Below are 12,420 nucleotides of genomic sequence, written 5' to 3'. Positions count from 1 at the left end.
ATTCCGGCCAGCGTGGTTTAACGGGGCGCCTAAGATCAAAAGCAGATCAAGATCAAGAGCGGCTCGCTTCGCATCGTGGTTACCGTTGAGCTAACAGAGTTATGTAGATACCTATGCTGCGATGAGGGCAGGTCAGCCAATTATCTGCAAACTGACATACCGCTATCGCAGGCAAGCCAGCTCCCACATTAAACCGAGTTGGGCTTGAGACTTTTCGAACACAAACAAAAATGCCCCGGTCTTTCGACCGGGGCATTTTTTGTTCGTAGCGTTTTAAGCGGCGATCGACAACTTCAGCTTGTTCATCGCGCTTTTCTCAAGCTGACGAATCCGCTCGGCCGACACGTTGTACTTCTGCGCCAGGTCGTGCAGCGTGGCTTTTTCTTCTGCCAGCCAGCGCTGGTAGAGGATGTCACGGCTGCGGTCGTCCAGCACTTCCAGCGCTTCGTGCAGGTTGTGGTTGGAGTTGTCGCTCCAGTCGGCGTCTTCCAGTTGACGCGCCGGGTCGTACCGGTGGTCTTCCAGGTAGTTGGCCGGCGATTGGAAGGCGCTGTCGTCATCCGCTTCGGCGGCTGGGTCGAAGGCCATGTCATGGCCGGTCAGGCGGCTTTCCATCTCGCGCACTTCACGCGGCTCCACGCCGAGGCTTTCGGCCACGCGGTGGACTTCTTCGTTGTTCAGCCACGCCAGGCGTTTTTTCTGGCTGCGCAGGTTGAAGAACAGCTTGCGCTGGGCCTTGGTGGTGGCCACTTTCACGATGCGCCAGTTGCGCAGGATGAACTCGTGGATTTCCGCCTTGATCCAGTGCACGGCAAACGACACCAGGCGCACGCCCATTTCAGGGTTGAAACGCTTCACTGCCTTCATCAGGCCAACGTTGCCTTCCTGAATCAGGTCGGCCTGGGCCAGACCGTAGCCGCTATAGCTACGGGCGATATGTACGACAAAACGCAGGTGGGCGAGCACCATCTGCCGAGCCGCCCCCAAATCCTGCTCATAGTAGAGACTCTCGGCCAGTTCACGCTCCTGCTCGGGCGTCAGCAATGGAATGCTGTTGACCGTGTGCACATAAGCCTCCAGGTTCGCACCCGGGACCAAGGCATAAGCAGGTTGCAAAGAAGTGGTCATACGAAAAAACCTCCGACTCACATAACTCGTGCAGTTCAGCACTGCGAAAATTGACCTGGGAACCGTAGGACAAGTTCCCTAAACCGCTGATACGGTCAATACAAACGAAACCACATTAATCTGGCATTAACTACTTCGGCGCCAGCTCGCGTAAATGCCGTGCCACCGCAATCCACGCACCGATATACCCCAACAACACCGCGCCAAGCAAGAGACTCAGACCATCGGCTACCGGCACACCGGCCAGAGCGAAATCACTGCCGTAGAGCCCGGCCAAGCCGACAACCGCGTCGTTCAACCAATCCAGGCCAAACGCCAGTACCCCCCAAGACAAGATCCCCGCACCCAGGCCGTACAGCGCGCCCATGTATAGGAAAGGCCGACGCACATAGCTGTCTGTGCCGCCCACCAGTTTAATCACTTCTATCTCGGTGCGACGGTTTTCAATATGAAGACGAATGGTATTACCTATCACCAAAAGTAATGCAGACACTAATAACACCGTCAGGCCGAACACAAAGCGGTCACCCAGCTTGAGGATCGCGGCCAGGCGCTCTACCCAGACTAGATCAAGTTGCGCCTGTTGCACCTTCGGCATCTCTGCGAGTTTTTGTCGCAGGGCTTCCAGCGCCGGCTTGTCGACCTCGTTCGGCGTTACCAGCACCACGCCCGGCAGCGGGTTCTGCGGCAGCTCCTTGAGCGCCTCGCCCAGGCCGGATTGCTGCTGGAACTCTTCGAGAGCCTGGTCGCGGCTGATGTACTCGGCCTCGGCTACCCCCGGGATGTTCTTGATATCGTCACGCAGCGCTTCGCCTTCCTTGCTGCTGGTGTCCAGGTTCAGGTACAGCGAAATCTGCGCCGCCCGCTGCCAGGAACCGCCCAGGCGCTCCACATTATTAAGCAACAGCGACAAGCCCATCGGCAGGCTCAAGGCCACCGCCATGACCAGGCAGGTGAAAAAGCTGCCAATCGGCTGCTTGCCCAGGCGCCGCAGGCTGTCCAGCAGGCTGGCGCGATGGCTTTCGATCCAGGCGTGCACCAGGGTGCCGAAGTCCGGGCCGTCGTCGTCGTCGTGCTTCTTCTTTTTCGGTTGCGGGTCGGCCGGTTTCGGCGCCACGCGTTCGGATACTTTAGGGCTGCGTGTAGCACTCATACGCCAGCCTCCCCATCGCCGATCAGGCGGCCGCGTTGCAGGGTCAGCATGCGATGGCGCATACGGGCAATCAGGGCCAGGTCGTGGCTGGCGATCAAGACGCTGGTGCCCAGGCGGTTGATGTCTTCGAACACCCCCATGATCTCGGCCGCCAGGCGCGGGTCGAGGTTACCGGTGGGTTCGTCCGCCAGCAGCAAAGCCGGGCGATGGACGATGGCACGGGCGATACCGACACGCTGTTGCTGGCCGGTGGACAGGTCGCCGGGAAAGAGGTCGGTCTTGTCCGACAAGGCTACACGCTCCAGGGCCGAGTCCACGCGCTTGACGATCTCGGCCTTGGACAGCCCCAGTATCTGCAACGGCAGGGCCACGTTGTTGAACACCGTGCGGTCGAACAGCAACTGGTGGTTCTGGAATACCACGCCGATCTGGCGGCGCAGGAATGGAATTTGCGCATTGCTGATAGTGGCCAGGTCCTGGCCCGCCAGCAGCAACTTGCCGGTGGTCGGGCGTTCCATGGCCAGCAGCAGGCGCAACAGCGTACTTTTGCCCGCGCCTGAATGGCCGGTGACAAACAAGAATTCGCCGCGACGCACTCGAAAGCTCAGCTCATGCAAGCCCACATGCCCGTTGGCATAGCGTTTACCGACCTGTTCGAATCGAATCATGAACGCTCCCGCTCGGCAAACAGTGCCTGTACAAAGGGTTCGGCTTCAAAGGTGCGCAGGTCGTCGATGCCTTCACCGACGCCGATATAGCGAATCGGCAACCCGAACTGTTTGGCCAGGGCGAAAATCACACCGCCCTTGGCCGTGCCGTCGAGCTTAGTCAATGCCAGGCCGGTCAGTTGCACCGTCTGGTTGAATTGCTTGGCCTGGCTGATGGCGTTCTGGCCGGTACCGGCGTCGAGCACCAGCAAGACTTCGTGGGGTGCATCGGCGTCAAGCTTGCCGATCACGCGGCGCACTTTCTTCAGCTCTTCCATCAAATTGTCTTTGGTGTGCAGGCGACCGGCGGTGTCGGCGATCAGCACGTCAATGTTGCGCGCCTTGGCGGCTTGCACAGCATCGAAAATCACCGACGCAGAGTCGGCACCGGTGTGCTGGGCAATCACCGGGATCTTGTTGCGCTCGCCCCACACCTGCAACTGCTCGACGGCTGCGGCACGGAAGGTGTCACCGGCGGCGAGCATGACTTTCTTGCCTTCACCTTGCAGCTTCTTGGCCAGCTTGCCGATGGTGGTGGTCTTGCCAGCGCCATTAACCCCAACAACGAGGATGACGAACGGCTTTTTCGGGGTGATCACCAGCGGCGCTTCAACCGGCTTGAGCATGGCGGCCAGCTCAGCCTGCAGGGATTTGTACAGGGCGTCGGCGTCGGTCAACTGCTTGCGCGCGACCTTCTGCGTCAGGCTCTGGATGATCACGGCGGTGGCTTCGACGCCCACGTCGGCGGTGAGCAGGCGGGTCTCGATGTCTTCCAGCAGCTCGTCATCAATGACTTTCTTGCCCAGGAACAGGCTGGCCATGCCTTCGCCAATACTGGCGCTGGTCTTGCTCAGGCCCTGCTTGAGGCGGGCAAAAAAACCGGTTTTGCTGGTTTCGGTGGAGGCGACGACAGGCTCTGGCTCGACGACGGCAGGTGCGGCAACAACCGGTGCCGGCACTTCAACGACGGGCGGTACTTCAGCCACCACCTCTACCGGCGCCGGCTCAACCACTGCAGGAATCGGCGGCACGACGTGCTCGGCCTGAACATCCTCCACCAACGCCACAGGCTCTTCGGCCACCGGCAGCTCCAACCAGGGCTTGTGCTCCGGCTCCGGCTCCGGCTCGGCCTCGACGACCGGCTGCAACACCGGCTCAGCCATCGGCAACACCACCGGAACTGGCGTCTCGGCAACCGGTTCGGCTTCTATTACGGGTTCAGGGGTCGGTTCAGCGTGAACCTGCGGCTGTTCGACGACGGTTTCCTGCGGCTTTTTGCGCAGCCATCCGAACAGGCCTTTCTTCTCGCCAGCCGCAGCTGGGGTCTTCTTGTCGTCGTTGGAACCAAACATGGAGACGGCTATCTCAAGGTAGCGACGCGCCACAGGGCGCGTCGGTAAATAAAATTCGATGCGTAACAGACTGTTTTTTAGCCAGCTCGTTCATGCGCAACATTTTGTAAGGCCTAAATAGAGCCTCAACAAGACAGCCGCAGTGGCCGTCCCTAGGTCGGATCAGTATCCTAGCACCTCCTCGCCCGCCGACGCTAAGACCAAGCGGGCAGCCCAACAGGTTTAAAAACGAATGAATGCTCTAGCCCGCCGCGCCGCAGGCCTGCTGTTCAGCACAGTTTGTCTGCCTCTCTCAGCTTTGGCTGCCGATCCACAACCCACCCATGAATTCACCCTCGATAACGGCCTCAAAGTGGTCGTGCGCGAAGATCATCGCGCGCCGGTGGTGGTTTCCCAGGTTTGGTACAAGGTTGGCTCAAGCTACGAAACACCGGGCCAGACCGGTTTGTCCCACGCCCTGGAACACATGATGTTCAAGGGCAGCGCCAAGGTTGGCCCCGGCGAAGCCTCGCTGATCCTGCGCGACCTGGGCGCCGAAGAAAACGCTTTCACCAGCGACGACTACACCGCGTATTACCAGGTATTGGCCCGTGATCGCCTGGGTGTGGCCTTTGAGCTGGAAGCCGACCGCATGGCCAGCCTGCGCCTGCCGGCAGACGAGTTCAGCCGGGAAATCGAGGTAATCAAGGAAGAACGCCGCCTGCGCACCGACGATAACCCCATGTCCAAGGCGTTCGAGCGCTTCAAGGCCATGGCGTTCCCGGCCAGTGGCTACCACACGCCGACCATCGGCTGGATGGCCGACCTGGACCGCATGAAGGTCGAGGAACTGCGCCACTGGTACCAATCCTGGTACGTGCCGAACAACGCCACCCTGGTGGTGGTCGGCGACGTGACCCCGGACGAGGTGAAAAACCTCGCCCAACGTTACTTCGGCCCGATCCCCAAGCGTGACGTGCCGCCGGCAAAAATCCCGATGGAACTGGCCGAGCCCGGCGAGCGCCTGCTGACCCTGCACGTGCAGACCCAACTGCCAAGCGTGTTCCTGGGTTTCAACGTGCCTGGCCTCGCCACCGCCGAAGACAAACGCTCGGTGCAGGCCCTGCGCCTGATCTCGGCCCTGCTGGACGGCGGCTACAGTGCACGGATCTCCGAGCAACTGGAGCGCGGTGAGGAACTTGTTTCCGCGGCTTCCACCAACTACGACGCCTACACCCGTGGCGACAGCCTGTTTACCCTCTCGGCCACGCCGAACCAGCAGAAGAAGAAAACCGTCGCCCAAGCCGAAGCCGGCCTGTGGCGCCTGCTCGATGAGTTGAAGGCCAAGCCGCCGACCGCCGAAGAACTGGAGCGCATCCGTGCCCAGGTCATTGCCGGCCTGGTGTACCAGCGTGATTCCATCACCAGCCAGGCCACGGCCATCGGCTCCCTGGAAACCGTTGGTCTGTCCTGGAAGCTCATGGACACGGAGCTTGCCGACCTGCAAAGCGTGACCCCGGAAGACATCCAGAAGGCCGCACGCACTTATTTCACCCGCGAACGTCTGAGCGTCGCCCATGTTTTGCCTGAGGAGACCGCTCATGAGTGATCGCAAAAACAGCCGCCTGATCCTGCCCGGCCTGATCGCCGTCACCCTGATGGCGGCCAGCGCCGTTTACTTTTTGCGCCCGAGCGAGTCGGTCGCCAGCCAGGCCCTGGACAAGGCTCAAACGGCCAGCACCCTGCAGTCCCTGGCGGAACTGGATGGCAAGGCACCGACCAACCGCAAGCTCGACGTACAAACCTGGACCACCGCCGAAGGCGCCAAGGTGCTGTTCGTCGAAGCCCACGAATTGCCGATGTTCGACATGCGCCTGCTGTTTGCCGCCGGCAGCAGCCAGGATGGCGACGTGCCAGGCCTGGCGCTGATGACCAACGCCATGCTTAACGAAGGTGTGCCGGGCAAGGATGTCAGCCAGATCGCCAGTGGGTTCGAAGGCCTGGGGGCCGATTTCGGCAACGGCGCCTATCGCGACATGGCGCTGGTGACCCTGCGCAGCCTGAGCGACAACGATAAGCGCACCGCCGCCCTGGCCCTGTTCGACCAGGTGATTGGCCAGCCGACGTTCCCGGCGGATTCCCTGGCGCGGATCAAGAACCAGATCCTGGCCGGTTTCGAGTACCAGAAACAGAACCCCGGCAAACTGGCGAGCATCGAGCTGTTCAAGCGTCTGTACGGCGACCATCCTTACGCGCATCCGAGCGAAGGCACCCCAGAAAGCGTGCCGAAAATTACCCTGGCACAGCTGAAGGCGTTCCATGCCAAAGCCTATGCGGCGGGCAATGCGGTGATTGCGGTCGTCGGCGACCTGACCCGTGCAGAAGCCGAGGCCATGACGGCCAAAGTGTCGGCATCGCTGCCCAAAGGCCCGGCCATGGCCAAGATCGCTCAACCGACCGAGCCAAAAGCCGGCCTGAGCCGTATCGAGTTTCCGTCCAAGCAAACCCACCTGCTGTTTGCGCAATTGGGCATCGACCGCGCCGACCCGGACTACGCAGCCTTGTCCCTGGGCAACCAGATCCTTGGCGGCGGCGGCTTCGGTACCCGTTTGATGAGCGAGGTGCGTGAAAAACGCGGCCTGACCTACGGCGTGTACTCCGGTTTCTCACCGATGCAGGTGCGCGGCCCGTTCATGATCAACCTGCAGACCCGCGCCGAAATGAGCGGCGGCACCCTGCGCCTGGTTGAGGATGTACTGGCTGATTACCTCAAGAACGGCCCAACACAAAAAGAACTGGACGACGCCAAGCGCGAACTGGCTGGCAGCTTCCCGCTGTCCACCGCCAGCAATGCCGATATTGTCGGGCAGTTGGGCGCCATGGGTTTCTACAACCTGCCGCTGAGCTATCTGGAAGATTTCATGAAACAATCCCAGGCCCTGACCGTCGATCAGGTCAAGGCTGCAATGAACAAACACTTGAGCGCCGACAAGATGGTCATCGTGACCGCCGGCCCGACGATTGCGCAAAAGCCACTACCGCCCCCCACTGATAAACCTGCCGAGCAGCCGCTCGGGGTTCCGGAGCATTAATGGCCAGTTCATCTCGCCCGAAAAAACCTGTCCACAACGTGCATAACGGTGTGGGCCAACTGCGCATCATTGGCGGTGAATGGGGCAGCCGCAAGCTGAGCTTCCCCGACGTCGTGGGCCTGCGCCCGACGCCCGATCGCGTGCGTGAAACCCTGTTCAACTGGCTCGCGCCGTACATAGGCGGGGCCAAAGTGCTGGACCCGTTCGCCGGCAGCGGCGCGCTGTTCCTGGAGGCGCTGTCCCGTGGCGCGGCCCAGGGCCAGGCGCTGGACGCCAGCAATGTGGCGGTGTCCAGCCTCAAGGAGCATCTGGGCACGCTGCGTTGCACCACCGGCCAGGTGCAGACGGCCGACGCGCTGCGCTACCTGGAAACCCAGGCAGCGACTGAATACGACGTAGTGTTCCTCGACCCACCGTTCAACCAGAACCTGCTGCCGACCGTGTGTGCCTTGCTCGAAGAGCGCCAGTGGCTGGCACCGGATGCCTGGATCTACACTGAGAGCGAGACCGCGCCGTCCACGCTCGGCCTGCCAAGTGGCTGGCGCCTGCACCGGGAGCAGAAGTCCGGGCGGGTGTATTACGCGTTGTGGCATCGTTTGGTCGAAAACGCCGCCTGATCGTGTGGCTAGAGATTGCTCCCGCTGGGCGGCGAAGCGGCCCTGAAACCTGCCAAGGTGTTCCGACTGAATAAACGCAGTGTTCTTGATGGGGCCGCTACGCGGCCCAGCGCGAGCAAGCTCGCTCGCCACAGTGAGTTCACTTGCCACCGAGAGCGTCATGACCCCTTCTTGCGACCTGTTCAAACCCGCCTTCGGCCTCGGCAATCCACACTTGCAGACACTGTGGGGGCCGCTGTGGCGGCCGACCACCCACATCGAGCGTCAGCGTGAGCGCCTGTGGCTGGAGGATGGCGACTTCCTCGATCTCGACTGGCATGGGCCTCATGACGTGCAAGCGCCTTTGGTGCTGGTGTTGCATGGGCTGACCGGTTCGTCCAATTCGCCCTATGTGGCCGGCCTGCAAAAAGTCCTCGCCACCCAAGGCTGGGCCAGTGCTGCGTTGAACTGGCGCGGCTGCTCGGGCGAGCCCAACCTGCTGGCTCGCAGCTATCACTCCGGCGCCAGCGAAGACCTGGCAGCCGCGATTGCTCATCTGCGCGCCAAGCGGCCTTTGGCGCCCTTGTACGCGGTGGGTTACTCCCTGGGCGGCAACGTGTTGCTCAAGCATTTGGGGGAAACCGGCGAGGCTTCAGGGCTGCAGGGCGCGGCGGCGGTGTCGGTGCCGTTTCGCCTGGATCAATGCGCGGATCGCATCGGGCTGGGGTTTTCGCGGGTGTATCAAAAGCACTTCATGCGCGAGATGCTGGCGTATATCCGCGTCAAGCAACGCCAATTCCTACAGGACGGTCGTGAGGATGGGCTCAAAACCCTGGAGGCACTGGGTTCTCTAGAGAAAATGCGCACGTTCTGGGACTTCGATGGGCGAGTGACGGCGCCGCTGCATGGTTTCTTGAGTGCCGAGGATTACTATCGCCGCGCCTCCAGTCGCTATTACCTGGGCGGTGTCCGCACGCCGACGCTGATTATCCAGGCGGCTGATGATCCGTTTGTGTTTGCGCACAGCTTGCCTGACGCCAGTGAGCTGTCGGACTGCATCGAGTTCGAGTTGCTGGCCAAGGGCGGGCATGTGGGGTTTGTGGAGGGTTCGCTGAAGCGTCCTGGTTACTATCTGGAGCGCCGGATCCCGCAATGGCTCCAGACCCAATACGGTCAATAGTGTGGGAGCTGGCCCACCGCTATCGCAGGCAAGCCAGCTCCCACATTTTAAGCAAGTGTTCACACCGATCGTTTAGTCGCCCTTCGCAATTTCCCGCGCCGGATTGGTAATCCACTCACTCCACGACCCCGCATACAACTTACCCAACGGGTACCCCGCCAGGCTCAACGCAAACAGGTTATGGCAGGCCGTCACCCCAGACCCGCAATACGCCACCAACTCCTGCGGCGGGCGCCCTTGCAGCTGCGCGGCAAAGCGTTGCTTGAGCTGATCAGCCGGTAAGAAACGACCATCACTGCCCAGGTTTTCACTGAACGCCGCGCATTGCGCGCCAGGGATATGCCCGGCAATCGGGTCGATGGGTTCTACTTCGCCACGAAAGCGCGGCTGGGCGCGGGCGTCGATCAAGGTCAGGCCGGGTTGGCCCAGGCGCTTTTGCAGGTGTTCGGCATCCAGCAACAGACGATGATCCGGCGTACCGGCGAAGGTACCTGGCTCAACCACGGGCGCGTCCAGGCTCAGGGGGAAACCGGCGGCATGCCAGGCCTTGAGGCCACCATCCAGAATAAACACGCCATCACGCTTGCCCAGCCAGGCCAGCAACCACCAGGCACGGGCGGCGTAGGCTCCGGGGCCGTCGTCATACAGCACCACATCGGTGTCGGCACTGATACCCCAGGCCCGCAGTTGCCTGGCGAACGTATCCGCCGCCGGCAAAGGATGACGACCGGTCACGCCCTTGGTCACCGGGCCGCTCAGGTGGCGCTCCAGGTCGGCGTATTGCGCGCCCTCGATATGCCCTTCGGCGTAACTGCACAAGCCATAGTCGGGGTCTTCCAGGGCAAAGCGGCAATCCAGGATCACCCACCCGCTCGACTGTTGGCGCTCGGCCAATTGCTGGGGGCTGATCAGTTGGGCAAGCGGCATGACTGACTCCTGTGAATACAAAGGGGAAAGGTCTTACTTCACTTCTTCCAGTGCCTGATTCAACGGCACGTAAAACTCTTTGAACAAGGCGTCCACCGCCTCTTTGGCCTGCGGCGTGACAAACCCCGCCTCCAGCACCAGCACCTGATAGACCCCACGCTTGATCGCCTCGGCGCTCAGGTGGGTGGATTTTTCATTGGTGGTACACAAAAAGCGCACCCACGAGGTGAGGATGATCCACGCATTCAGGGTCAGGGCTTCGGTTTGCACCGGGTCCATATTGAGAATGCCGGCATCGACAAAGCCCTGGTAGATCGCGCCGCCCTGGATCAGGCAACGCTGGGAAAAACGCCGGTAGCCGGTCGCCAGTTCCGGGTCGCTCTCCAGCAGGTGTTCGAGGTCGCGATGCAGGAAGCGATAACGCCACATGCCGGCCAATACGGCTTGCAGGTAAAAGCGTTTATCCTCCACCACCATCGTGCGTCCCTGGGGTGGGCGCAGGAAACTGTCTACCAACGCTTCATATTCGCGGAACAGCACGGCGATAATCGCCTGCTTGTTAGGGAAGTGGTAGTACAGGTTGCCCGGGGAAATTTCCATGTGGGCGGCAATGTGGTTGGTACTGACACTGCGCTCGCCCTGCTGGTTAAAAAGCTCCAGGCTGGTTTGCACAATGCGCTCGCTGGTCTTTACTCGTGGTGCCATAGGGGATCAGCTTCTATACACGGGATGGGGCATCTTACGGCCTAACCCGGCCAGGATAAATCTGGATGTTACTGCAATGTTATTTGACAATTTAGAGCAATGACTCTAAAAATCCAGGCAGACCAATAACAATCGGTGCCGCGCCATGTCTGCCAACGTTGCCTACCTGCAAGATTCCCAGGCGCTGGATCAACTCCAGGACCTGTTCGACGCCCAACGCCGCGCCTATGCCGCCAACCCGATGCCGCCGGCCGGGCAGCGCCAGCAATGGCTCAAAGCTCTGCGGGATCTGCTGAGCGACGAACGCCAGGCGCTGATCAATGCCATCAGCCAGGATTTCAGCCATCGCAGCGCCGACGAAACCCTGTTTGCCGAATTGATGCCTAGCCTGCATGGCATTCACTACGCGAGCAAACACCTCAAGGGCTGGATGAAACCTTCCCGCCGCGCTGTAGGCATTGCCTTCCAGCCCGCCTCAGCCAAAGTCATTTACCAGCCACTGGGGGTCGTCGGCGTCATCGTGCCGTGGAACTACCCGCTGTACCTGGCCATCGGCCCGCTGGTTGGGGCATTGGCTGCCGGTAACCGGGTGATGCTCAAGCTCAGCGAATCCACGCCGGCCACCGGCGAGCTGCTCAAGGCGTTGCTGGCCAAGATCTTCCCCGAGGACCTGGTGTGCGTCGTGCTGGGCGAAGCTGACGTGGGCATGGCGTTTTCCAAGTTACGCTTCGATCACCTGCTGTTCACCGGCGCTACCAGCATAGGCAAGCACGTGATGCGTGCGGCGGCCGAAAACCTCACGCCGGTGACCCTGGAGCTGGGCGGCAAATCGCCAGCCATTGTCTCGGCCGACGTGCCGCTCAAGGATGCTGCCGAACGCATCGCCTTCGGCAAAGCCTTGAACGCCGGGCAAACCTGCGTGGCGCCGGATTATGTGCTGGTACCGGAAGATCGCGTGGAGGGCTTTGTCGAGGCCTATTCCAAAGCCGTGCGCGGGTTTTATCCGACGCTGGCCGACAACCCGGACTACACCGCCATCATCAACGAACGCCAACTGGCCCGGCTCAATGCCTACGCCAAGGACGCCACCGACAAAGGCGCCACCTTGATCCCGCTGTACGAGCAAGGCCAGGCTCGGCGAATGGCCCACAGCCTGCTGTTGAATGTCAGCGACGACATGACCGTGATGCAGGACGAAATCTTCGGCCCGCTCCTACCCATCGTGCCGTATCGCGGCCTTGACCAAGCCTTTGCCTACATCAACCAGCGCCCACGCCCATTGGCCCTGTATTACTTCGGCTACAACAAAGGCGAACAAGCGCGGGTGCTCCACGAAACCCATTCCGGTGGTGTGTGCCTGAACGACACCTTGCTGCACGTCGCTCAGGACGATATGCCGTTCGGTGGCATCGGCCCGTCAGGCATGGGCCATTACCACGGTCACGAAGGTTTTCTGACGTTCAGCAAGGCCAAGGGTGTGCTGGTCAAACAGCGCCTGAACGCAGCGAAGTTGATCTACCCGCCCTATGGCAAGTCGATCCAGAAGCTGATTCAGAAGCTGTTTATCCGCTGATAACCGCCACCTTCGGGACTATAAAAAC

The 12,420-nt window shown here is 61.1% G+C and carries 11 protein-coding genes; 5 read left to right on the top strand and 6 right to left on the bottom strand.

Annotated features, from left to right (window positions below):
- Positions 1 to 273 precede the first annotated feature (273 nt).
- The 4 genes from rpoH to ftsY form a co-directional block, all read right to left on the bottom strand.
- Entirely contained in the window at positions 274 to 1,128 is an 855-nt protein-coding gene (gene rpoH / locus GIV35_RS19020) for an RNA polymerase sigma factor RpoH (RefSeq protein WP_003176698.1), read from the bottom strand.
- 130 nt (positions 1,129 to 1,258) lie between these two features.
- Entirely contained in the window at positions 1,259 to 2,281 is a 1,023-nt protein-coding gene (ftsX, locus tag GIV35_RS19015; protein WP_054897584.1) for a permease-like cell division protein FtsX, read from the bottom strand.
- Positions 2,278 to 2,949, bottom strand: coding sequence for a cell division ATP-binding protein FtsE (ftsE, locus tag GIV35_RS19010; protein WP_003195112.1), 672 nt, complete (start codon positions 2,947 to 2,949; stop codon positions 2,278 to 2,280). Before ftsE ends, ftsX begins: the two co-directional genes overlap by 4 nt.
- On the bottom strand, positions 2,946 to 4,340 hold the full coding sequence (gene ftsY / locus GIV35_RS19005; protein WP_236264430.1) for a signal recognition particle-docking protein FtsY: 1,395 nt from the start codon (positions 4,338 to 4,340) through the stop codon (positions 2,946 to 2,948). Before ftsY ends, ftsE begins: the two co-directional genes overlap by 4 nt.
- A 232-nt stretch (positions 4,341 to 4,572) precedes the next feature.
- Between ftsY and GIV35_RS19000 the strand changes: the two genes are divergently transcribed.
- The 4 genes from GIV35_RS19000 (at position 4,573) to GIV35_RS18985 (ending at position 9,187) form a co-directional block, all read left to right on the top strand.
- The gene (locus GIV35_RS19000; protein ID WP_003195117.1) at positions 4,573 to 5,928 is read left to right on the top strand and encodes a M16 family metallopeptidase; all 1,356 of its coding nucleotides are present in this window, start codon (positions 4,573 to 4,575) and stop codon (positions 5,926 to 5,928) included.
- Positions 5,921 to 7,411: a M16 family metallopeptidase gene (locus tag GIV35_RS18995; RefSeq protein WP_105228863.1), complete on the top strand. Its 1,491-nt coding sequence runs from the start codon at positions 5,921 to 5,923 to the stop codon at positions 7,409 to 7,411. Before GIV35_RS19000 ends, GIV35_RS18995 begins: the two co-directional genes overlap by 8 nt.
- Complete coding sequence (gene rsmD, locus GIV35_RS18990; RefSeq protein ID WP_105228864.1) at positions 7,411 to 8,028, top strand: 16S rRNA (guanine(966)-N(2))-methyltransferase RsmD; 618 nt, start codon at positions 7,411 to 7,413, stop codon at positions 8,026 to 8,028. Before GIV35_RS18995 ends, rsmD begins: the two co-directional genes overlap by 1 nt.
- 160 nt (positions 8,029 to 8,188) lie before the next feature.
- A complete protein-coding gene (locus GIV35_RS18985) occupies positions 8,189 to 9,187 on the top strand; it encodes a hydrolase (protein WP_198715563.1) in 999 nt (332 codons plus the stop codon).
- A gap of 72 nt (positions 9,188 to 9,259) precedes the next feature.
- On the opposite strand, the gene GIV35_RS18980 is transcribed toward GIV35_RS18985, so the two are convergent.
- Complete coding sequence (locus GIV35_RS18980; protein ID WP_034128955.1) at positions 9,260 to 10,114, bottom strand: sulfurtransferase; 855 nt, start codon at positions 10,112 to 10,114, stop codon at positions 9,260 to 9,262.
- 33 nt (positions 10,115 to 10,147) lie between these two features.
- The gene (locus GIV35_RS18975; RefSeq protein ID WP_005792294.1) at positions 10,148 to 10,819 is read right to left on the bottom strand and encodes a TetR/AcrR family transcriptional regulator; all 672 of its coding nucleotides are present in this window, start codon (positions 10,817 to 10,819) and stop codon (positions 10,148 to 10,150) included.
- A gap of 145 nt (positions 10,820 to 10,964) precedes the next feature.
- Here GIV35_RS18975 and GIV35_RS18970 point away from each other — a divergent pair, with 145 nt between their 5' ends.
- On the top strand, positions 10,965 to 12,392 hold the full coding sequence (locus GIV35_RS18970; RefSeq protein ID WP_197881949.1) for a coniferyl aldehyde dehydrogenase: 1,428 nt from the start codon (positions 10,965 to 10,967) through the stop codon (positions 12,390 to 12,392).
- The last annotated feature ends 28 nt before the right edge of the window (positions 12,393 to 12,420 follow it).

This window comes from Pseudomonas sp. PA-1-6B (genome assembly GCF_021609545.1).
Taxonomy (GTDB): Bacteria; Pseudomonadota; Gammaproteobacteria; order Pseudomonadales; family Pseudomonadaceae; genus Aquipseudomonas; species Aquipseudomonas fluorescens_BV.
The sequence above is the reverse complement of the archived record's forward strand: the minus strand, read 5'-3'. Positions and strand labels throughout refer to the sequence as shown.